Here is a 23,467-nt window from a genome sequence, read left to right on the forward strand (position 1 = left end):
ATCCCTACACTACCTTTATCCATTACGATATTCGATACTCCTATTTTCCCACGGACAAAGAGCAACGTCAAACTCACATTTTGACAATCTAGCATTCCCTGTGAGGGCTTTTATACAACCGATTGCACAAAGAGTCTCAGGGTAATAAAAAACCCCTCAGATCGTCTCTAAGGGGTATTAACGCAGGTTATGTAATATTACTTACCAGCAACTGCGTCTTTAAGAGCCTTACCTGGTTTGAAAGCAGGTACTTTGCTAGCTGCGATTTCGATTTCTTCACCTGTTTGTGGGTTACGGCCTTTACGAGCAGCACGCTCACGAACTTCGAAGTTACCGAATCCGATTAATTGTACTTTATCTCCGCTACTTAATGCATTTTGAACTGCTTCAAATACTGCGTCAACAGCTTTTGTTGCATCTTTTTTAGATAGTTCTGCACTTTCAGCAACTGCACTGACTAATTCTGTTTTGTTCATTGTTCAATTCTCCTCTCCAAATAAGCACATATTCTTTTTACCACTTTTTTCATAGGTTCGCAAGAATTAAGGTAAAATTCTTCCTATTAAACTAATGGTATAAGTAATTACATCACTAGATTAGCCAAAAAACAAGCTTTTCAAACTAAAAAATCATGATTTACTTAAAAAATTTGGCTGTTTTCGCAAATATTTTGTAATTGATATAATTGATTTCCGCTCCAGGTGGACGCTTTCCGCGGGCGTGGCTTGAGCCTCCTCGTCGCTAACCGCTCCTGTGGGGTCTCAAGTCTCACGCTTTTCCCGCTGGAGTCGCCACCTTCTGCTATAATCAATAGGTTTGTTTATTCAAAAAAGCAACAATCTTTTAGATAATAGCCAGCCAAAATTTTATAAAGATTCGTTACTACCAAGTTTTACCGAAATTCTAGTATTTATACTTGGAAATACTAGAAAAAAGGTAAATCGAAAGGAGAGTTCAAAAATGGCCCGTAAAAAACGCCGCCCACTTGTTCCGGAAGCACGACCAGAACTTGACCAATTTAAAGCAACCGTAATGAGAAATCAAGGTTATAAAACAGACCCTGCCAACCCTGATCATGTGAAGTATGAAGTAGCAAAGGAATTAGGAATCCCTCTAAACACTCGGTACAACGGTAGTTTAACCTCCCAGCAAGCTGGTAAAGTGGGGGGGAATATTGGTGGTAACATGGTTAAAGAAATGGTTCGTATGGCGCAGGAAAACTTAAACAAACGTCAATAAGAGGGGATGTAAACATGATTAATAAAAAAAATCGCGAAGGCCAATCCAACCATAGTCAGTATAAAGTTGCGAAAGGTCCAAAGGCTAGGGAGTCTGGCTATGAAGCAAGTTATGAATACACATCAGGAAATGAAGTAGGGGAGCCCGGCCAACACCATAAATAACTCAAAGACCCCTAAACCTTATCTGAGGTAGGGGTCTCAATCATTATGCTAAACGATATATCCTTGTTTCATACGGCTTTAGTTCTATTGATTCCGTAGCCTGATGTGCCTCAACACTGTAATTTGATAGCATTAAAGCACCGTGCTTAAATTCAACCTCTGGCACATGACAAACAGCATGTACCTCAGATAAATTAGTTACGACAATCACTTTCTCCTCGCCGAGGGTACGTGTATAAACATACAATTGAGAATCTTCCTCTAACAACAAATCGTACGTACCATACGTGAACAAGTTATTCGATTTTTTTAGCATGATCATTTTTTTATAAAAATGCAGTACAGAATCTTCATCTGCCAACTGTTGTTCAACATTGATGTCTACATAATTTGGATTTACACCCATCCATGGCTGACCTGTTGTGAAACCAGCATTATCAGAGTTTGACCAATGCATTGGAGTTCGTGAATTATCCCGACTTGTCGCCCAAATGGTCTCCATAACTTCCTGATGCGAGACTCCTTCTGCTCGTTTTTCGTGATATAAATTCCTAGTCGCTACATCGTCATATTCTTCAATGGATTGGAACTGAACATTTGTCATACCTATTTCTTGTCCCTGGTAAATAAACGGAGTTCCTTGCATGAAAAAGTACATTGCACCTAGCGCCGTTGCACTTTCCTTCCAATACTCCTGATCATTTCCCCAATTGGAAACAACGCGTGGTTGGTCATGATTTTCAATAAATAATGCGTTCCAGCCCATATTTTCTAACCCTTTTTGCCATCTTGTTAATACCTTTTTGAGTCCAACCACATCTAGTTCTTGTTTCTCGTCATCCCAAAGACCTAAATGCTCGAACTGGAACACCATATCGAACTTTCCTTTTTCTTCTCCAACCCATTCTTCTGCTCCTTCAACACTAACACCATTCGCTTCACCAACGGTCATAATGTCATATTTTGCAAAAGTTTCTTCCTTCAATTCGCGTAAAAACTCTTGAATCCCTGGACGATTCATATGACCATCAAACGAAGAAACATATTTTAGGCCATTTGGATTCGGCATATCTGGAAAACCTGGAACTTTTTTAATATGGCTGATTGCATCGACGCGGAAGCCATCTATTCCTTTATCAAGCCACCAATTAATCATATTATAAAGCTCTTTTCGAACCTCTTTGTTCTCCCAATTCAGGTCTGGTTGTTTAGTGGAGAAAATATGCATGTAGTATTGATTTGTTGCCTCATCAAACTCCCATGCTGGTCCACCAAAGATACTTTCCCAGTTATTCGGCTCTTTCCCGTCTTTACTATCGCGCCAAATGTACCAATCTCTCTTTGGGTTCTCTTTTGAAGAACGAGATTCAATAAACCACGGGTGTTCATCACTCGTGTGGTTAATAACTAGATCGATGATTAGCTTCATTCCACGTTTATGGGTCTCCTCTAATAGCTCATCAAAATCCGCCATATTTCCAAAGTCCTCCATAATATCCTGGTAATCACTAATATCATATCCATTGTCGTCATTTGGTGATTTATAAACAGGACAAATCCAAATAACATCAATTCCTAAATCTTTTAGATAATCTAGTTTGGTAATGATCCCTTGTATATCTCCGATACCGTCACCATTCGAATCCATAAAGCTTCTTGGATAAACCTGATAAGCAACAGCTTCTTTCCACCATGCTTGTTTCATCTTTGTGTCCTCACTTCCTGTTTTTACAAGTGGTTCTCTTCCTCCATCAAGTCGTTAATCGATATACTCGTGCCTCATATGGCTTTAGCTCGATTTCTTTGATTGAATCATTTTGGTCCACATCATAATTACTAATCAATAATTCTTGTGTTTTATAGCTACAATCTTTAGGCAGCGTAAATAAAGAATATTCTTTTGCGAAGTTTAGTACAACGAGTACCTTTTCGTCAACTAGTGTTCTAGTATATGAGTAAATCGTTGGATGATCTGGTAACAACAAATCATAAGAGCCATAGACAATAATCTCGTGCTGTTTTCTTAATTCAATCAATCTTTTATAGTAGTGAAAAACTGAATTTGGGTCTCCAATTTGATTTGCTGCATTAATTTCACTGTAGTTTGGATTCACCGAAAGCCAAGGTGTGCCTGTTGTAAAACCAGCGTTCTCACTTTCATCCCATTGCATCGGTGTTCGTGCATTGTCTCTACCTTTCGCATAGATTGACTGCATTACCCGCTCTGGGTCAACACCCGCTTCCACTTTTTCCTTAAACATATTAAGGGTTTCAATGTCTTTGTATTCATCAATAGATTCAAACTGAACATTGGTCATTCCAAGTTCTTCACCTTGGTATATATATGGAGTTCCTTGCAACATATGCAAGAATGTTGCGAGCATCTTTGCAGATTCAACTCTATATTCACCATCATCCGCGAATCTTGACACCATTCTTGGCTGATCATGATTGTTCAAATACAAGCTATTCCAGCCTGTTCCTTCCAGACCCTTTTGCCATTTCGTAAAGGTCTGTTTTAAATCTTGTAACTTAAACGGGCGTACATCCCATTTTTCATTCGGGCCTGAGTCCAAATCCATATGCTCGAATTGGAAAACCATGTTGAGTTCATTACGGTCAGCCCCTGTATATGCTTGGGCTTCAATCGTATCAACTCCAGGCATTTCACCAACGGTCATAATATCGTACTTAGAAAGTACCTGTTGGTTCATTTCCTGTAAAAATTCATGAATTCGAGGTCCATTCATATAAAATGGTGCACCAGAGACATATTTTTTCCCTTCCCGTAGTTCACCGTCTGGTAATCCCGGAACCTTTGAAATCATATTTATAACATCCATACGGAAGCCATCGATTCCTTTTTCAAGCCAAAAGGTCATAAGGTCATAGACTTCCTCACGCACTTTGGGATTCTCCCAATTCAAATCAGGCTGCTTTTTACTGAATAGATGTAAATAATACTCCTCGGTTTGATCGTCATATTGCCATGCTGAACCACTGAAGATTGACTCCCAATTATTTGGCTCCTTGCCATCTCTTGCATGACGCCAAATATAGTAATCCCGGTACGGATTATCCTTTGACTCTCTAGACTTTTGGAACCATTCATGTTCATCCGAAGAATGATTTACAACCAAGTCCATCATGAGCTTCATCCCGCGATTATGTATGTGCGAAAGGAGCTCTTCCCAATCGCCCATAGTCCCGAATTCCGCCATAATTTCGCGGTAGTTGCTGATGTCATATCCATTGTCGTCATTAGGCGATTGATAGACAGGGGAGAGCCAGATTACATCAACACCTAGGTCCTTTAAATAATCCAGCTTTTCCGTTATCCCCTTTAAATCTCCAATTCCATCACCATTTGTATCCTTAAAGCTTCTTGGGTAAATTTGATACACGACACTTTCTTTCCACCATGTTTTGTTTTCCATTCCCCATTCACTCACTTTCTAGCGAATGTTAAAAAATCCGGTAAAACTGTCACAATGAATAATACTTTGACTGATTACCGACACCTTTTTAAACATTCAGTTCTACTTAATCCGCGCACACGACTTCCGCTCGATTAATTTCGCTGGTATTGTAATCCGTTTCGGTAAAACACTCGGATTTTTAATTTTTTCTATCAAACAGCTTGAGCCTTCAACTCCAAGCTGAAAAATGTCAATATCCACTGAGGTGAGGGGAGGCTTCGAATATTGAGCAAGTAGCACATTGTTGAAACTTGCTATGGAAACATCCTCTGGTACGCGAATCTTCATCTCTTCTAGATGACTCATTAACTCAATCGCAATGAAATCATCTGTGCAAACTAGCGCTGTAGGAGGCTCTACTAATTGCAGAAAAGATTGAATAGCCTTTTTCCCTTCACTTAATGTACTTTTATGAATGACATAGTCTTCATTAAATGGGAGTCCAGCCCCACTAAGAGCTTGTTTATAACCTTCTAAACGATCGACCATCACAACAAAGTCTTGATTAAAGCCGACAAACGCAATTTTTGTATGTCCTAATTCAAGTAAATGGTCTGTTACGACCTTCGTTATATATATATTATCGTTGTCCACATGCGTAATGCGTTCCGCGCCAAAAACAGGGCGACCAATCACTACAAATGGGAAATCAATTTCCTGTAAATATTGAATTAAACGATCATCAGTCCGGGAATAGAGTAGGATCAAACCATCCACACGGCGGCCTTGTACCATTCCTACTACTTCCTCAAAGATTTCATCCTCTGTTCCGGCTGTTGAAAGATAGATTCCATACTTATGCTCACGTGCTTGTACGCTGATTCCTCTTATGACTTCTGGGAAGAAAGGATCTTGAAGCACATGGGATGCGGAAAATGGCATTACAATTCCAATTGTTGCCGTGCTTTTCACCGCTAAACTTCGAGCTGTAAAGTTTGGATGATACCCTAGCTTTTCCATCGCTTCTCGTACACGTTTTTTCGTTTCTTCACTAATTCGAGGGTTATTGGCAATGACCCTTGAGACAGTGGAAGGCGATACATTTGCCTCTTTTGCAACATCTTTTATTGTAATAGCCATAAACACCCTCCGTTTATATAAAAAGTACCCGAGTCTATCGGACTTTGATTATTCAAATCTTATTTTACAGAACCCTCTGCAACTCCCTTAATAATGTGTTTTTGCATGATGAAATACACAAGAATTACTGGGATAATCGCAATCGTTAATCCTGCAAGAGCTAAATGCCATTGTTTCGTATATTGACCGAAGAAGAAGAACATCTTCAATGGAATGGTGTGCATTCCTTCTTGGTTAATAACAAGGGAAGGTAATAGATAGTCATTCCAAATCCAGATAATATTTAAAATGGCTACTGTTACTGAAATTGGCTTTAACATCGGAAAAATGATGTGCCAAAAAATCTGCCATCTGTTCGCTCCATCAATTGTGGCTGCTTCATCTAACGACTTAGGTATTCCTTGTAACGATCCATGATATAAGAAAATCGATAAACTACTACCAAACCCGAGATACATTAAGATAATTCCAAAACGATTTAATAGTTCTATTTTACCAAATAATGATACTAGCGGAATCATAACTGATTGAAACGGAATTAACATGGCTGCGATAAAAAGGAAGAAAATCAATCCACTTATTTTTCCTTTTCGACGGTTTAAGGCATAAGCTGCCATCGATGAGAAGAAGATGATGACCACAACACCTAATACCGTAATCAGTACAGAGTTAAAGAAAGTACGGATAAAATCAAGCTCTTCAAATGCTTGAATATAATTATCAAATGTAAATACATCTGGTAACTTTAGCGTATCAGTAAAAATCTCACGTTTTGTCTTAAAAGAGTTTACTATCATTAAGTAGAAAGGGGAGAGCCAGAGTAGGCCAAGGACAACACCTACAATTTCAAGTAAATATAATTTTCTTTTTTTACTTTTCATTACATCTCGACCTCCCGTTTCTTATTAATGTAAACCTGTGTTAAAGAGATAGCGGCTACGATTAAGAAGAAAATAATCGCTTTTGCCTGTCCGTATGCATAGTTGTTCTCTGAGAACGCCGTTTTAAAAATTTCCATCGCTACCATTTGTGTTGAATTATAGGGACCACCGCCTGTTAAGCTTAAGTTTTGGTCATATAATTTAAATGTATTTGATAGAGTTAAAAACAAACTTACTGTAAATGCTGGTGCAACAAGAGGGAATGTAACATTTTTAAAACGTTGGAAGCTGTTTGCTCCATCGATCTCTGCTGCTTCTAGCAATTCTTGCGGTACACTTTCCAAATAGGAAATGTAAATGATCATGATATAACCTGCCATTTGCCAACTCATTAGAATAACCAATGCCCAAAAACCAGTAGTATCCGTAGATAACCAGCCTTTAAATGCCGCAATACCCGTTATATCTCCGATGCTTGCAAATACCTTCATGAAAATAAACTGCCAGATGAACCCAAGGATGAGTCCTCCAATTAGGTTCGGCATAAAGAAGATTGTTCGTAAAATTTTGTTAGTTTTCAGCTTTTGCGTTACGAGCAATGCTAGTGAAAGTCCAAATAGATTAATCAAAAAGATGGACACTACTGAAAATTTCACTGTAAACCATAGAGAGTTCAAAAATTCTTTATCCTGGATAAGCTTTTGATAATGTTCAACTCCTACAAACTCGGTGATCTTGATTCCGTTCCAGTTTGTAAACGAGTAATAGGTTCCAAAAATTAATGGTACGACTACAACAACACCAAGTGCCACAAGTGTAGGTGCTAAGAATAACCAATACCACAGATTCCGGTTTCGCATAGTATAATTCCTCCAATTGCTCGAAGTCCGAAAAATTTTTATTTACGTTCTTCTAAAAATAGAAAACAAAGCAACCCCATGCTGCCTTGTTTTCTATTGTAAGGTCTGATCTATTATTTTCTAGAGTCTTCCCAAGCTTTTTGAGATTCCTTCACAAGGTCATCCCAGCTCATTTCGTCACTGATGTATTTTTGAATATTAACACCAAGCTGTTGCTCTCCCCAACCAGTAGGGTAGCCCATGAATACCCAAGGAATGGTTCTTCCTTCAGTTGCATATTCATATACTGCTTTTCCTAGTGGATCAGATACTTTTGAAGCGTCAAAGCCATCGTACGCAGGGATAAATTTGAAGTCCTCTAGTACAGCTGTTTTTCCTTCTTCAGATGTATATAACCAATCTAGGAAATCTTTTGCTGCCTTTACTTCGGCATCATCTTTTTGACTATTTACAGCCCAGTACATTGGGATACCAACTGGGATTGAGTCTTCTTTGTAGCCTTCAACAGGAATTGGCAGGATGCTAACGCCACTGTTTGCAAGCTCTTCATCAATACCTGCGATTGAACCATATACCCAGTTACCTTGTTGAATCATTGCCACACGTCCAGTAGAGAATAACTCTTCTACTTGCATTGCATAATCTAAGCTTACTGTCGGTTGAACAGAATACTCATTTTGTAAATCTAATACTTTCTTAAATGCATCACCATATTTAAAGTCTACAGATTTAGCATCAAATGTTCCTAATACATTTCCTTCAAATTCAGGTGATAAGAATGCATTTGATAAATGTAAGCCTGTCACCCATTTTTCTTTACCAGGTAAGGCAAACACAGCATCTAAACCTAGTTCATCTTTCTTGCTATCTAATGTTTTAACCGCTTCTTCTAAAGCAGCGTAAGTTGTAATTTCTTCTGGATTGATTCCAGCTTTTTCAAATACTGCGGTATTGTAAATTAAGCCATAGCCTTCTTGGTTAAAAGGAAGTCCTAAGACTTTGTTATCTTGTGTAACACCTTCTAGTGTTCCTTCTAATGCTACTTTAGCTGCTGCTGTATCAGAAAGATCTGCTAAGTTATCAGTCCAGTCTGCAACGTCTTGAGGTCCGCCAATATTATAAATAGTTGGTTCTTCACCAGAAGCAAACTTTGAACGAAGTGCTGCTCCGTAATCTTCCCCGCCACCAACAGTTGTGATGTTGATCTTTACACCCTCATGTGATTCTTCATATTGCTTTGCAACTGCTTCAAATTGATCTTTAAACTCTACTTTGAATTGGAAGATATCCACTGTTGTTTTTGAACCGCTTTCACCTTTACTTGAGCCTTCTTCTTTTGAAGAACATCCTACTAAAGCAACACTTAATAGCAATAAGAGTGTCATTACTGTAGGAATCAGTTTCTTTGCTTTCATGGTAAAACCCCCATTTATTCATTTTTTAAAAGGAAGGAACCGTTGCACCGGATTTTGGCAATCGTTTGCATAATTTTAGACAATTTTGTCGAAATTAAGATTATTACCCTCTACTCTCTACACATTACCATTAAGTTATAAAAGTAGATTTCATTGAATATACTGCGTTTTACATCATTTTATTTCTTTGCACAACTTTGCGCAAGCGGTTGCATTCCTCTTACAAGATTTATATTAGCATGGGGCAAATTGAATTACAACAAAAAAGTTTAATCGTTTTCATAATTTCCATGATCTCTCCTTTTGAATGGATACTTGCAATATAGTTTTTGTTGTGATATATTTTTCGTTATAAACCAAATGACCAATTTCCTCATTTGGTCAAATTACTAAGAATGGGGTGATCTACGTTGGCGATTGATAGAAAACAACTCATCATTGAAGCTGCTACAAAATCATTCTCTTTATTCGGGTACAAGGCAACGACAATGGATCAAGTTGCAAAGCTTGCAAATGTCGGAAAAGGCACAATCTATAGCTTTTTTAAAAATAAGGAGGAATTATTCGACGAGATCACCAGTACGCTCATTCAGGACATGAAGATCGTAGCCGAGGAAGCGATGGATAAAAACAGTACCTTTTATGATAATGCACACCGGGTGCTCTTTCGATTGCTCGAATTTCGAAAATCCCATCAGTTAACAATTAAGCTTTTTCAAGAGGAAAGGGATATCGGGACGCAAGCTGTTGTTGAAGTCGTACAACGTGTTGAGGAAGCAATCATCAACTATATGAAGGGCATCATTCAAGAAGCGATCGACCGTGATGAGATTAAGCCATGCAACCCTGAAATCACTGCTTTTGTCATGTTAAAGCTGTATGTTTCGTTAATTTTTGACTGGGAACGAAATCACAAACCGCTTGAAAAAGAAGAAATATCACATTTATTTAAGCTGTATTTCTTCAATGGATTAGAAAAATAGCCATATCAAGGGTACTCAATTTGAGGACCCATTTATTTGGTCAAAAATGACCATTCGAACAAAACAGTCAATTATTTAGGAGGAATTTTATATGAAGGGATCATCCTTTTTTGCTGAATTAAAAAACATCCTTTCCAATCGAAAAATCCTTATTCCGATTTTAGCAGTGGCCTTTGTACCGGTCCTATATGCCGGAATGTTCCTTTGGGCCTTTTGGGATCCGTATGACCATATGAAGGATTTACCGGTTGCGATTGTAAATCAGGATGCTGGAGCTGATTTTGAAGGGGACGAATTACAGCTTGGACAAGAGCTGACCGATAAGCTTTCTGATAATGCCACCTTTGATTTTCATATGGTATCAAAGGAAGAAGGTTATAAAGGGCTTGAAAACAGAGATTATTATTTGCTCGTTGAGATTCCTGAAGACTTTTCAATGAATGCAACGACTTTGTTAGATAGCCAACCGCAAAAATTAGAACTTAAATATGTGCCAAACGAAAGCACAAACTTTTTATCTTCACAAATTGGAGAAACAGCGATTGAAAAAATCAAAGCTGAAATTTCAAAGAATGTCACAGCTACCTATGCTGAGACAATGTTTGATAAGGTTCAAGTTTTAGCAGACGGGTTAACTCAAGCAAGTGATGGGTCCGAGCAACTTGCTGAAGGTATAGCAAAAGTAAATGACGGCTCGAAAACATTGGAAGAAAATTTAGCCTTATTAGCTTCAAAATCTATTGAATTCACTGACGGTGTGGAAAAGGCCTCTTCCGGCGCAACCGACCTTGCTTCTGGAACAGATCAAGTAAAAGCTGGGCTTGAGGAAATCAACGGGAAACTTCCAACTTTAGTAGATGGTACAAACCAAGTTCAAGACGGAGTTGCCCTTATGAAGGAAGAACTTCCCAAACAAATTGCTGCGGGTGTTTCTGCCCAGCTTAACGAAAGTGTTAACCAAGTTGACGTTGGTCTTGATGAGCTAGAAACAAAGCTTGGCACTGGACTATCCGAACAGCTTACAAATGGAATTGCAGCTAGCTTGTCTGAAAAGTTGGCCGGTCAAATGATTGCTTCACAAACACAGCAATTGGGTCAGCTAAAAGCTGCACTTGAAAGTTCATTAGGCAGCGAGCAGGCTTCTGCAATTATTGCGCAAATGGCTCAAGGACAGCCGACGAAAGAACAATTGCAACAACAACTGGAACAACAATTAGCGGGGCAACTTAAACCAGGCATCTCATCTGGAATTGCAAGTGGATTAGATCAAGGTTTTAGCCAATTCAAAACGGGTCTTCATCAACAATTAGGTGCAGCAACAGCTGGTTTAGAAGACCAATTAAAAACACAAACAAGTCCTTCTTTTAACCAGTTATTAGCCGGACTTCAACAGGTGAATAATGGTCAAATCAGTTTACAACAAGGAATTAGCCAACTGTATAATGGCTCTGTTGCACTTAATAACGGTGCCCATGATTTAACAACTGGTATGGGCCAATTAACAAACGGCGCTGGTCAATTACAAAATGGTGCCGGACAGCTTGCAGACGGATCGAAGCAATTAGAAGAAGGTACCGTTCAACTAGCTGATGGTTCGACTGAACTTGCTGAAAAATTGTCAGAAGGTGCAGAGCAGGCAAATTCGGTTGAAGCTAACGACGAAACGTATGACATGATGGGTGATCCTGTTACGGTTAAAAAGCAGGAAATTAACACCGTGCCTAACTATGGAACAGGATTCGCACCTTATTTTATCTCACTTGGTTTATTTGTTGGCGCATTGCTAATGTCTATTGTGTTCAAACTTAAAGAACCTGTGATTCAACCTAAAAATGCATTCCGCTGGTTCTTTAGTAAATTTGGTGTATTGGCCATTATCGGGGTCGTTCAAGCAGCACTTGTCGATGTCATTTTACTAACAGGTTTAAAAATTGAGGTCGCAAGTTTGCCATTATTCTTTGTCACATCCGTGATCACAAGCTTTGTTTTCTTAACGTTAGTGCAAATGCTTGTTTCCATGATGGGTGACCCTGGACGCTTCATTGCAATTGTGGTCTTAATTTTACAATTAACAACAAGTGCTGGAACCTTCCCGCTTGAGTTAATTCCAAATGTATTACAACCACTCAACGCATTGTTGCCAATGACCTATTCCGTTCAGTCCTTTAAGGCGGTAATATCAAGCGGTGATTTTGCCTACATGTGGCATAACAACTTGATTCTCTTAACCTATACGGTAGCATTCATGGCCGTTACTATTGGGTATTTTGCTATTCAGATGAAAAAGGAAAATGTTCAGGTTGAAATGAATTAAAGGGTATGCGAAAAGCTAGGGATGCTGGTCCCTAGCTTTTCTTTGTATTATTATCAGATTTTATTTTCCTAACCTTCTCAGGTGTTAATCCAACCTACCCCTTATAAAAATTGCTAGTGTCAATACTTTCCAAGTCCTTCCCTTTAACTAGTTTTAACGTCGCAACGATCAGAAAGCTTACAATTACTAACAGAAGCCACGAACTCACTTTTCCTAGATGAACCAGACTCCAGGCTTGGGCTTGGGTTTGATTTGGATACTGCCATGCCCCAAAGAAAGTTGCGATATTTTCAGCTACCCAAATAAAAAATCCAATGAGTACAAAAGATAGCGCAAGTGGCATTCGATAACAAGTACCACCTACCTTGTATGTGACCCATGATTTCCAAAAAACAATAATAACTAAAGCTGATAACCACCAGCGTACATCAATCCAAAAATGATGGGTGAAAAAGTTTAAATATATCGCAGCTGCAAGAGGTACCACGATCAAAAATGGTGGCACTTAACTAGCTCGACATCAAGCCTCCTCCACGCCTGACAGAGATAACTTGCTACACTCGCGTACATAAATCCACTATACAAAGGCACTCCAAACACTTTGAAAAATCCTTCCTCTGGATATGACCAGGACCCCATATGTGTCTTGAAGATCTCTAAAGCCAGACCAATTAAGTGAAACAATGTTATGACTTTCAATTCATCCCGTGTTTCAAGTCCAGATCGCACCATCGCCCACTGCATCAGAAGACAGATGATAAGCAGCCAATCATACCTTGGTAGGAAAGAAGTGGGATTATTTGAGTTAAGGCCAAGGAGGCAAAAATAACAACAGGAAACAAACAAGATAGGGTCGCTCCCAACCAAACCGAATTAACTGTTTTACTGCTTTAATCATTTGCGTCTCCTTTTTTGTGGTTTAATGATCATTTCATATTGATTTTAATATAAAATTTATCGTTTTGTAATAAAATAATATTGATATGAAACAAATAAGCATTTCTCATTAGAGAAATGCTTATTTTCGCAAACTATTTAACTGAATCTTACGGGACATTTTGTAAATAATAAGAATGTAAAAATTGATATGGAGGAGGATCCTTATGCCTAAAAACCAACCTAATAAGAACACAACGCAGACAAATGTCGCGGGGACTGATCCACAAAAAGTGAAACAAGAAATTCAAAATGATGTAAGCCAAGGACAAGGTGACATCACTTCCCGCGAAGCTGGAGCATTGCGCGATTAAAAAACCACTTAAAGTGGTTTTTTCTTTCTTAGTACTATTTTACAGGCATGAACAATGACAGATATAGTTCTTCACTTTCAACGACAATTGCTGTTAATCCAGTCTTCGTTTTTGTTTCGTGCCATTCATCCTTTTCCCAAAAAGATTCATACCCCTATTAATCATCCTGCGTTTTTTATAAGTTTCATATTTAATTGATCAAGCATATCTTTTGTCATTGTTTCAAGATTGTACTGTGCCTTAAAACCCCATTCTTCCTTTGCAGCTGTGGCATCGATTGAATTTGGCCAACTCTCGGCGATAGCTTGGCGAACTGGGTCAACCTTATACTTCATCGTAAATTCAGGAATATGCTTTTTGATTTCTGCCGCAATTTGCTCAGGCGCGAAGCTCATCGCTGTTACATTGAAAGCATTCCGGTGTTTCAACTTGCACTCATCTGCCTCCATCAAATCAATGATGGCTTGAAGCGCGTCTGGCATATACATCATATCCATATACGTTCCTTCTGCGATATAAGATGTATAGCTTTTATTTTTAATTGCTTCATAGAAGATCTCCACTGCATAATCCGTCGTACCACCACCAGGTGGTGTCACATACGAAATAAGTCCTGGAAAACGTAACCCTCTTGTATCAACACCAAATTTATGGTTGTAATAATCACAGAGTAGTTCACCGGAAACCTTATTCACGCCATACATCGTGGTCGGGCGTTGAATGGTGTCCTGTGGTGTTCCGTCCTTTGGTGTTGACGGACCAAATGCACCAATAGAGCTTGGCGTAAAGAATTGGCAACGTAGTTCACGCGCAACCTCTAATGCATTCACGAGACCGCCCATATTTAAGTTCCATGCCAATAGCGGCTTTGCCTCAGCTGTTGCAGACAGCAATGCGGCCAAGTGAATTAATGTATCTGCGTCGTATTTTTTCGTAATGTCATACATGGCTTTACCGTCTGTTACATCTAGGAGTTCAAATGGACCTGAGTGAACAACATCGCAATCCACTTTCCGAATATCTGTAGCGACAACATTTCCAGCACCATACACATGACGGAGCTTTGTAACAAGCTCTGACCCAATTTGGCCAAGGGCTCCTGTAACAATAATTTTTTCCATTACGCATTCCCCCAAGATGATCATTTGATCAGCTTTTAGATAATGTTCATTTCCTTGCCTACTTTTACATAGATTGCAACCGCTTGATCTAGCATTTCCTTCGTATGTGCAGCAGTTGGCATATTACGAACCCTACCCGTTCCTTTAGGGACAGTTGGGAAGACAATCGATTTTGCATAGACGCCTTCTTCAATTAATCTCTTACTAAATTCCTGCGTTTTTACTTCATCACCAACAATAACTGGTGTAATCGGTGTTTCACTTTGGCCAATATCAAAGCCTTTTTCCTTTAACTGCTCCTTGAAGTAGTTTGCGTTATCCCATAATTTGTCGTGTAGCTCCGTACTATCCATTAAAATCTCGATTGCTTTTGTTGCAGCAACCGCATCAGCTGGTGTCACAGCAGTCGAGAATAAGAACGGTCTGCTTCGTACCTTGAGCCAATCGATTAATGCCTTCTTACCCGCTACATATCCACCAACAACCCCAATGGCTTTTGAAAGTGTACCAATTTGGAAATCTACTTTATCAGAAAGGCCGAAATGCTTAACTGTTCCAGCACCTTTTCCTAATACACCCGAACCGTGAGCATCGTCTACATATGTAATGAGATCGAACTCTTCAGCAATTTGTACGATTTCAGGTAGTTTCGCAATATCACCGTCCATGGAAAATACACCATCAGTGATAACCATTACTTTGTTATATAAGCCTGATTCTTTTGCTTCTTTAGCCTTTGCACGTAAATCATCCATATCTGAATGCTTAACACGGATAATTTTCGCCTTTGAAAGACGGCATCCATCGATGATTGATGCATGGTTAAGTTCATCAGAAAGGATCGCATCATTTTTATCCATAACAGCAGAGATTGCTGCCATATTACAGTTAAAACCAGATTGATAAGAAATGGCTGCTTCAGTATGCTTGAACTTCGCAAGTGTTTCTTCTAGCTTTATATGAAGGTCAAGAGTCCCGTTGATTGTACGAACTGCACCTGCTCCAACCCCATACTTATCGACAGCTTCTTGTGCAACTTCCTTTAGGCGCTCATCCGTAGCTAATCCTAAATAGTTGTTAGAGGAAAGGTTAATAAGCTCTTTCCCGTTAATTGTAATGATGGGTCCGTTTGCCCCTTGAAGAGGATCGATTACATTATAGAGACCTTTTTCCTTTAATTCCTCCAGATTTTCATGCAAAAATGAATCTAACACCTTCGACATGTGAATCCTCCTTTGTATGTTTAAAAAACACAAGTGTTTTTCTGAGAAACACAATATTGTTTTTATAAATCCTTTTATAACAACATTTACACTACATACTTTATCACATTATTCTTCAAATGTTTATACCCAGAGGACACTTTTTCTTACTATTATTATATTATTTGTTTGTTTTGGATTTGTGATTCAAATATATTAGAATATAATTTGCGGCACATGTGCCCGAAGTAAGAGTTTGAAACGATTGACTAACCCTCTGACTCAAACACAAAAAAAACAGAGACCACAACATGCCCCTCACAAACCGGGACTATAGATCTCTGCATTTGGCTTTAATTATTTTGAAGAAATATAAACTAGATGATTATTTTTCAAGAACAAACCATTTAAAATTTCGACTCATAACAGGAAACTGACCCTACTCTACTTAATCTTCAACCCAATGCAACCTAAACTTAGTACCACCACTTATATTCGCTAATAGCGGCAAGTCTTCATCAATTACTTTTCCTATCACATTTACTTTTGTATCTATTGGTAAGTTACGTTTTGTAATTTGAACTTCCCCTTGATATCTACCATAATCACTGTTATCCACGGTAATGGATCCCGTTGGACGTTCAACAGTGTTTTCCGCCTTTACTGGAAAATCCCCTATTAATCCATATAATCGAGACTCCGCAGCTCTAATTACATCCCTTGCAGCATCTTGCCTATTGGACAGAACACAATTAATCCGCTCTAGGATTTTTTTATCTGTTGTTACACTTTTCGCTCTAAGTTCAATCACACCTTCTTTGAGGCTTTCAAATTGTTTCTCCGACCATTCACTTATTGTCGGGTCACCAATTAGGACTTTATCGACAAATGGATTTTTCAGAAAATCCAGGTATGCTGCAAAGGCCGATAATTCTCTATGGTCCTCAATCGTTGGTAGCCCTTTGAAAAGTGGCCCTCTTTTTTCGCCGTCACCTGGAATAAAAGCCATTACCTTTATCCCTTCAGCTTTCAGCCATTGATTCCTTAAGTTGAATTCCTCTAAATCCAAGCCCGTTTCAGGACGTGGGTAAAAATTATGCCAAGCTTCAACAGAAGATAGTTGGATCCCGTATTCTTTTAATTTACTAATACCTTCAATTGTAAGGGTACTTGCATTTAAAGCAATCTTCATTTTTTTTGAAAGATTTGCAATCACTTCCTCAGAAACTCCATAATCAACCCTTACACCTGATAAACCCCAATCTTGTAAATACTCTGCATTTTCCCATGTGTACCCCAAATATTGCAGTGACTTAGGAGAAATATCGGCAAACAATTCCATATTATATTTTCTTGCCAATGAACCAAGTACTTTTAAACGGTCCGTATACAGACTAGGATCGTCCTCTGGAATATGAAGCGATGTAAAAATACTTTTAAAACCAATTTCACTCATTTTTTTAATGTATAACTCTCTTTGTTCCGTAATTTCTTCGTTTAAATACATTGATATTCCAAGCATTTGTTATCTCCTTTCGACCATCATTAATCGTGTAAATCTACTCAGAATTTAAAAAGGGGAGAAATGATGCTTCCCCCCTTAATTGATTCATTAAAACTATGACACTACCAATTCTTAAAAGTTATCATCCATTTCTTTCTTGTATCCAAAGAAGTAAGTGAATAAGAATCCTGCAGAATATGTGATTACTAGTCCCAAAAAGTAAATAAAGTATTTGTTATCAACAATTAATGGGATTAATGGTATACCCGATACTCCAATACCACCTGCCGCTGTATGCATAACCGCTTGGAATGCTCCACCGACCGCAGCACCTAAACATGCTGTAATGAATGGACGACCTAATGGTAAGGTAACACCATATAATAACGGTTCACCGATACCTAAGAAACCTGTAGGAAGACCACCTTTGATTACGTTTTTAATGCGCTTATTTTTTGTCTTTACTAAAATTGCAATGGAAGCACCAACCTGACCTGCTCCGGCCATCGCTAGAATCGGAAGTAAAGCAGTTGATCCAACAGTGTTAATTAGCTCCATATGAATTGGTGTTAAACCGTGGTGAAGACCTAGCATAACTAGAGGTAGGAAGAAACCTGCCAATAATCCACCAGCTACCACTCCTCCAACATCTAAGACTACATGAATTCCGCTTGTGATAAGATCTGAAAGTAGTCCTGCGAATGGTTGAACAGCAGCAATCGTTAAAATACCAACTGTTAAAACTGTTAATAATGGCGTTATAATAATGTCAACTGAATTCGGAACAAACCTTCTGTACCTTTTCTCGAAAAATACCATCAACCAAGCTGCAAACATCGCTCCAAACAATCCACCCCGTCCTGGAGTTAAGTTTTGTCCAAATAGAACAATTTCTGCTAAACCAGGGTGCATGGTAATGATACCAGCGATAGCTCCTAGAACAGGAGTGCCGCCAAATTCTTTAGCTGTATTCCAACCAACGACGATTGCTAAATATCCGAAAATACTTCCACCAAGAACCGTTAAAATTTGCATCCAAGTTAATGTTGGATCGACACCTGCGTTTTTAGCAAAACCGGCAATCCCGTTAATAATACCAGATGCAACCAGTCCAGGAATAAGCGGTATGAAAATGCTTCCAATTTTTCTTAACAAGTTTTTAACTGGGGTGTTATTTTTCTTTTTAAGTTCACTCTTTTTCAAACCAACAACATCATCATTATTAGCATCTATGGTTTCGCCCATCCTAATACCTGTAATTGAAGTAATGTGGTCAGAAACTTTATTTACAGTACCTGGTCCCACTACAATTTGTAGTGTGTCATCTTCAATGACTCCCATTACACCATTTAACTCTTTTAATTCTTTAATACTCGCCTTGCTATCATCCTTTAAATTAAGACGAACCCTAGTCATACAATGGGTGAAGGAACTGATATTTTCTCCACCGCCAATATGATCTAATATACCTCTTGCTAGTAACTCTTCCTTTTTCATTGTATCTCCCCCTAACTATTTTTGTATCTATTTTGTATATCTAATAAAGCCTTTTGATACGTCCAATCTGACTAAAGCTTCTTCATATGAACAATTTAATAAAATCATTACAATTGCTGGCTTCACTTGCTGATGTGCTTCTTCGAAATAGGATTGAGCTGCTTCATAATCAACACCAGTTGCTTCCATTATGATTTTCTTAGCGCGCTCTACTAATTTTTTGTTTGTCGGTTGGACATCCACCATTAAGTTTTCATATACTTTTCCAATCCCTATCATCGATGCAGTTGTAATCATATTCAATACAAGTTTTTGAGCCGTTCCAGCCTTCAACCTAGTTGAACCGGTTACAATTTCCGGACCAGATACTACTTCAATTGCTACATCTGCGATTTTACCTATTACTGAATGTTTATTATTGCTTACGCTTGCAGTTGCAGCCCCGACTTGTTTCGCATAGTTTAGAGCACCTATGACATAAGGAGTTCTTCCACTCGCTGCTATCCCAACAACTACATCCTTTTCAGTTAACGATATAGCTTTTAAATCATCGCCTCCTAAAATATCATCATCCTCTGCACCCTCAATTGCGGTTGTAATCGCTTTCTCCCCACCCGCAATAACACCACGTACTAAACCTGCATCCACCCCAAAAGTTGGCGGACATTCTGAGGCATCCAATACACCAAGACGACCACTTGTCCCTGCCCCAACATAGATTAGTCTGCCGCCATTTCTAAATGCTTCAATAGTTAAGTTGACAACGGTTTCAATTTTATCAATTTCTTGCTTGATAGCTAATGGAACCTTCTGATCCTCTTCATTCATCAACATTAATATTTCTTTAACGGACTTTTTATCTAAATCCGTGCTATTAGGGTTTCTCATTTCTGTAGTTAATTTATCTAGCATTATCTCACCCTCGTTTGAAATTTTATTTCTTGATTATATTATAACTCGGAGAAATTAAAAGTCAACATAGTTGTATATATGTGCGAAGTAAAATTTCATAAAGTGGTCACTTTTATTATGAACTTTGATCATATAAAGAAAGAGCCCTCTTACCTACGTAAGCGGACTACTTCATCTCTTGCCTCTCGATATTGATTAATCACACTTTCTCCTTTTGAATGGAAAACACTTAAATATAATGCATCAATTATTGTCAACTGTGTCATCCTAGAAGGTATGCTACCAATTCTATAATCATGCTCTACCTTAGGAGTACATAGAATAATATCCGCTTCTTTATAAAGAGGCGATTTATCTATATTCGTAATTGCAATAACTGTTGCCCCTTTTGATTTTGCAAACCTGGATAATTCCAAGACATCCTTTGTTTTCCCAGACATACTAACAGCAATAAATACAGACTCAGAGTTTAAATACGGGATTGCTGACAGCAAGTAGTGAAAATCATGTTGGTTGACACATTGATAGCCGAGTTTTGTGAACTTATAATACCCATCTAAGGCAGCAGTCGCAGAACCACCTACCCCATAAAACACCAGTTTATTCGCATTAGCTAATACGTCCACGGCCTTTTCAAATTCCTTTCGATCTAGCGAAGCTGGTGTTGCTTCAATAGCAGCCTTATTTACATAAGTTACCTTTTGAAATAAGTCATACGGTTCATCTTTTTTATGCAATATATTAAAATCAGTCAAGTTCATATCTGTTAGCGTAATATCTTTTACAAGCTCAAGTTTAAAGGATTTGAAACTTCCAATTCCGATAGATTTACAAAACCTTATGACAGTCGACTCACCAACTCCACTATTCTTTGACAAATCCTTCGTTGTCATATTAGGCACCATTTCAGGTTGTTTCAAAATATATTCGCCTATTTTTCTTTCCGCTTCTGATAATCTGCTCAAATGTTGCTCAATTCTTAACAGTAATGAACTCATTTCTGATTACACCTCTACTTAATACAATATTTTAGACAAATATAATTTGTGAAATTAAATTTCATGATCTATTCTTTTATTATAGCCGAAAAACTCTAATTTTGAATAGGACTGTCAATTAAGAATGGATTTCCCTTTAAATTTAGAGGATTTTTTAGAGCAAGTCCAGAATAATTATTGTATTCAACATAAGGAGGAACTTACCTTGAATCAAAATATTCAGAGCTACTTAGCCGAAAATAGAGAATCTCATCTGCAAGAACTCTTTGACTTACTTAAAATCCCAAGCATTAGTGCACTACCTGAACACAAAGAAGATGTTAAGCGTAATGCTGAATGGATTGCTGAGGCATTACGAAGAATTGGTATGGAAAACGTTAGTATTCATCCGACAAAGGGGCACCCCGTTGTCTATGCTGATTGGCTTCATGCAGAAGGAAAACCAACGGTATTGATTTATGGGCATTATGATGTTCAACCAGTGGACCCGCTTCATTTATGGGACAGCCCTCCGTTTGAGGCAGAAATCCGTGATGATAAAATTTTCGCCCGTGGAGCAAGTGATGACAAAGGACAAACGTTCATGCACCTTAAGGCATTAGAGACCATTCTAAAAACGGAAGGCACATTGCCACTAAACTTCAAATTCTGTATAGAAGGTGAAGAAGAAATTGGAAGCCCGAACCTTCCAGCTTTCGTTGAGGAAAATAAAGAATTGCTTGCTGCTGATGTAATTGTTATTTCAGATACAAGCATGAACGAACGTGGTAAACCAACGATTTGTTATGGAGTACGTGGACTGGCTGGCCTTCAAATTGACGTAAAAGGCTCAACTAGTGATCTACACTCCGGGCTATATGGCGGTGGTGTACATAATCCAATTAATGCGCTTGTTCAATTATTAAATTCCTTCCATAGTGAAGATGGAAAAGTAACGGTTGAAGGCTTCTATGATGATGTACTACCATTAACTGACGAAGAAAAACAAGCATATGAGGCACTTAATTTCGATGAAGAAAAACAACGTCAAGAGCTAGGTGTTCCAGCACTTTACGGGGAAAAAGGGTACAGCTACCTCGAGCGTACATGGGTCCGCCCAACCCTTGATATCAACGGAATTTATGGTGGGTTTCAGGGTGACGGCATCAAAACGGTTATTCCTTCTGAGGCACATGCAAAAATCACATGTCGTCTCGTGCCAAATCAAGACCCTGATGTTATCGTTGAACAACTGAAACAACATATTGAAAAAAATAAACCAGTGGGCGTTGAAGTCAGCTTGCAGCTTTTCGACAAAGGTGCGCCATATGTAACACCATTTGACCATCCGGCAATACAAGCAGCGAGTCGTGCTTATGAAGAGGTGTACAAGGTACCAACATCATTTACACGAGGCGGTGGATCCCTGCCAATCATCGCTACGCTAGATGAAGTTCTTCATGCGCCAATCGTGTTAATGGGCTTTGGACTTCCAACTGAGAACTTCCATGCACCAAATGAGCATTTCCACCTTGAAAACTTTGATAAAGGGTTGGAAACTCTTTGCACATACTGGTTTGAACTAGAGAAATCATTGTAAGTGAAAAGGAGGATTCCCGTTTCGGGGATCCTCCTTATTCTGTACCTAAAAACGCATGGACTTGTTTAATGCTTGGCAATGCGGTCATTGCTCCTTTTTGTGATACCGCAAGCGCTCCAGATACACTAGCAAAAGTTGCAATTTCCTTTATTTCGTCAAGAGTATAGTCTGTAATCCTTTTATCTCGTTTGCTGAACTGATAGAGCAGACCAGATACAAATGCATCTCCTGCCCCTGTTGTATCAACACTTTGCACTTTTCTTGCTTCTACAAAAGTGGACTCCCCATTGTAGAAAGCATGTACTCCATCCTTACCAAGTGTGATAAATAGTAACGGAATATTGAACTGTGCTAACTTTTCAACTCCACGTTCGATATCCGTTTCACCTGTAATGAACTCTAATTCGACTTCAGATATCTTGACAATATCCGCCTTACTTAACATCGAAGTGATTTTTTGTTTCGCTGTGTCTAAATTTTTCCAAAGCATTGTTCGTAGATTCGGATCATACGATACGATTAAGCCCTTTTCCTTGGCTAGTTGGATGGCCTTTTTTGTTGCTGATTCTACTGGGTCCTCTATTAATGAAATAGAACCGAAGTGAAACACATTATGCTCATCAAACAGAGATTCCGGTATCTCTTCTGGGGTTAAGAACCGATCTGCGCTCTTTTCAATATAGAACGAAAATTCACGTTCTCCGTCTTCGCCCAATGTGACAAATACAAGCCCGGTGCGGACTTCCTTTGAGAGGTACATCGCCCCTGTTTGGACATTGTAATTTTCCAGTGTTTGTTTTAAAAAGTTGCCAAGAACATCATCTCCGACTTTTCCGACGAACGAAGATTTCAGACCCAGTCTAGCTGCTCCCACTGCCACATTTGCTGGCGCTCCACCAGGACTCTTTAAAAACTGCATATTGTCTTGGTCAAGCGGAATAAAGTCAATCAATGCTTCACCTAAACATATAACTCCCTGCTTCATTGCT

The 23,467-nt window shown here is 38.7% G+C and carries 20 protein-coding genes and 1 pseudogene; 6 read left to right on the forward strand and 15 right to left on the reverse strand.

Annotation, left to right across the window (positions count from 1 at the left end):
- Positions 1-197: 197 nt before the first annotated feature.
- On the reverse strand, positions 198-476 hold the full coding sequence (locus CZ490_RS16795; RefSeq protein ID WP_077619983.1) for an HU family DNA-binding protein: 279 nt from the start codon (positions 474-476) through the stop codon (positions 198-200).
- A 484-nt stretch (positions 477-960) separates the two neighbouring features.
- On the opposite strand from CZ490_RS16795, the gene CZ490_RS16800 reads away from it, so the two are divergent.
- Entirely contained in the window at positions 961-1,239 is a 279-nt protein-coding gene (locus CZ490_RS16800; RefSeq protein WP_077619984.1) for an alpha/beta-type small acid-soluble spore protein, read from the forward strand.
- 14 nt (positions 1,240-1,253) lie between these two features.
- Positions 1,254-1,403 carry a hypothetical protein gene (locus CZ490_RS22420; protein WP_159439983.1) on the forward strand — a complete coding sequence of 50 codons (150 nt, stop codon included), beginning with the start codon at positions 1,254-1,256 and terminating at the stop codon, positions 1,401-1,403.
- Positions 1,404-1,446: 43 nt separating this feature from the next.
- On the opposite strand, the gene CZ490_RS16805 is transcribed toward CZ490_RS22420, so the two are convergent.
- The 6 genes from CZ490_RS16805 to CZ490_RS16830 all read right to left on the reverse strand — a co-directional run bounded on the left by CZ490_RS16805 (position 1,447) and on the right by CZ490_RS16830 (position 9,118).
- Entirely contained in the window at positions 1,447-3,108 is a 1,662-nt protein-coding gene (locus CZ490_RS16805; RefSeq protein WP_077619985.1) for a glycoside hydrolase family 13 protein, read from the reverse strand.
- Between the two features lie 46 nt (positions 3,109-3,154).
- A complete protein-coding gene (locus CZ490_RS16810; protein WP_077619986.1) occupies positions 3,155-4,840 on the reverse strand; it encodes a glycoside hydrolase family 13 protein in 1,686 nt (561 codons plus the stop codon).
- 102 nt (positions 4,841-4,942) lie between these two features.
- Positions 4,943-5,962 (reverse strand): LacI family DNA-binding transcriptional regulator, encoded by a 1,020-nt coding sequence (locus tag CZ490_RS16815; RefSeq protein ID WP_077619987.1) that lies wholly within the window; start codon positions 5,960-5,962, stop codon positions 4,943-4,945.
- Between the two features lie 59 nt (positions 5,963-6,021).
- Positions 6,022-6,843: a carbohydrate ABC transporter permease gene (locus tag CZ490_RS16820; RefSeq protein WP_077619988.1), complete on the reverse strand. Its 822-nt coding sequence runs from the start codon at positions 6,841-6,843 to the stop codon at positions 6,022-6,024.
- Positions 6,843-7,703, reverse strand: a complete 861-nt coding sequence (locus CZ490_RS16825; RefSeq protein WP_077619989.1) for a carbohydrate ABC transporter permease — start codon at positions 7,701-7,703, stop codon at positions 6,843-6,845. The genes CZ490_RS16820 and CZ490_RS16825 overlap by 1 nt, the downstream gene beginning before the upstream one ends.
- A 113-nt stretch (positions 7,704-7,816) precedes the next feature.
- On the reverse strand, positions 7,817-9,118 hold the full coding sequence (locus tag CZ490_RS16830; protein ID WP_077619990.1) for an ABC transporter substrate-binding protein: 1,302 nt from the start codon (positions 9,116-9,118) through the stop codon (positions 7,817-7,819).
- Between the two features lie 410 nt (positions 9,119-9,528).
- Between CZ490_RS16830 and CZ490_RS16835 the strand changes: the two genes are divergently transcribed.
- Both CZ490_RS16835 and CZ490_RS16840 read left to right on the forward strand, forming a co-directional pair.
- Positions 9,529-10,101, forward strand: coding sequence for a TetR/AcrR family transcriptional regulator (locus CZ490_RS16835; RefSeq protein ID WP_077619991.1), 573 nt, complete (start codon positions 9,529-9,531; stop codon positions 10,099-10,101).
- A 91-nt stretch (positions 10,102-10,192) separates the two neighbouring features.
- Positions 10,193-12,415 carry a YhgE/Pip domain-containing protein gene (locus CZ490_RS16840; RefSeq protein ID WP_077619992.1) on the forward strand — a complete coding sequence of 741 codons (2,223 nt, stop codon included), beginning with the start codon at positions 10,193-10,195 and terminating at the stop codon, positions 12,413-12,415.
- Positions 12,416-12,509: 94 nt separating this feature from the next.
- Here CZ490_RS16840 and CZ490_RS16845 read toward each other — a convergent pair.
- Positions 12,510-13,310 (reverse strand): annotated as a pseudogene (locus CZ490_RS16845) (DUF817 domain-containing protein).
- A gap of 208 nt (positions 13,311-13,518) precedes the next feature.
- Between CZ490_RS16845 and CZ490_RS22550 the strand changes: the two are divergent.
- Entirely contained in the window at positions 13,519-13,665 is a 147-nt protein-coding gene (locus CZ490_RS22550; RefSeq protein ID WP_200801599.1) for a hypothetical protein, read from the forward strand.
- 161 nt (positions 13,666-13,826) lie between these two features.
- Here CZ490_RS22550 and CZ490_RS16855 read toward each other — a convergent pair whose 3' ends face one another.
- From CZ490_RS16855 to CZ490_RS16880, 6 genes are all read right to left on the reverse strand, one after another.
- Positions 13,827-14,786 (reverse strand): L-threonine 3-dehydrogenase, encoded by a 960-nt coding sequence (locus CZ490_RS16855; RefSeq protein ID WP_077619993.1) that lies wholly within the window; start codon positions 14,784-14,786, stop codon positions 13,827-13,829.
- A gap of 35 nt (positions 14,787-14,821) precedes the next feature.
- Positions 14,822-16,009 (reverse strand): glycine C-acetyltransferase, encoded by a 1,188-nt coding sequence (locus tag CZ490_RS16860; RefSeq protein ID WP_077619994.1) that lies wholly within the window; start codon positions 16,007-16,009, stop codon positions 14,822-14,824.
- Between the two features lie 427 nt (positions 16,010-16,436).
- Positions 16,437-17,510 carry a DUF871 domain-containing protein gene (locus CZ490_RS16865; RefSeq protein ID WP_077619995.1) on the reverse strand — a complete coding sequence of 358 codons (1,074 nt, stop codon included), beginning with the start codon at positions 17,508-17,510 and terminating at the stop codon, positions 16,437-16,439.
- 114 nt (positions 17,511-17,624) lie between these two features.
- Positions 17,625-18,989, reverse strand: coding sequence for a PTS transporter subunit EIIC (locus CZ490_RS16870; RefSeq protein ID WP_077619996.1), 1,365 nt, complete (start codon positions 18,987-18,989; stop codon positions 17,625-17,627).
- A 27-nt stretch (positions 18,990-19,016) separates the two neighbouring features.
- Positions 19,017-19,901, reverse strand: a complete 885-nt coding sequence (murQ, locus tag CZ490_RS16875) for an N-acetylmuramic acid 6-phosphate etherase (protein ID WP_077619997.1) — start codon at positions 19,899-19,901, stop codon at positions 19,017-19,019.
- Between the two features lie 149 nt (positions 19,902-20,050).
- Complete coding sequence (locus tag CZ490_RS16880; RefSeq protein ID WP_077619998.1) at positions 20,051-20,899, reverse strand: MurR/RpiR family transcriptional regulator; 849 nt, start codon at positions 20,897-20,899, stop codon at positions 20,051-20,053.
- 205 nt (positions 20,900-21,104) lie between these two features.
- Between CZ490_RS16880 and CZ490_RS16885 the strand changes: the two genes are divergently transcribed.
- Positions 21,105-22,478, forward strand: coding sequence for a dipeptidase (locus tag CZ490_RS16885; RefSeq protein ID WP_077619999.1), 1,374 nt, complete (start codon positions 21,105-21,107; stop codon positions 22,476-22,478).
- A gap of 34 nt (positions 22,479-22,512) precedes the next feature.
- Here CZ490_RS16885 and CZ490_RS16890 read toward each other — a convergent pair whose 3' ends face one another.
- A complete protein-coding gene (locus CZ490_RS16890; RefSeq protein WP_077620000.1) occupies positions 22,513-23,463 on the reverse strand; it encodes an aminoimidazole riboside kinase in 951 nt (316 codons plus the stop codon).
- Positions 23,464-23,467: the final 4 nt, after the last annotated feature.

Source organism: Litchfieldia sinesaloumensis, from assembly GCF_900156865.1.
In the GTDB taxonomy this organism is placed as follows: domain Bacteria; phylum Bacillota; class Bacilli; order Bacillales; family Bacillaceae_L; genus Ferdinandcohnia; species Ferdinandcohnia sinesaloumensis.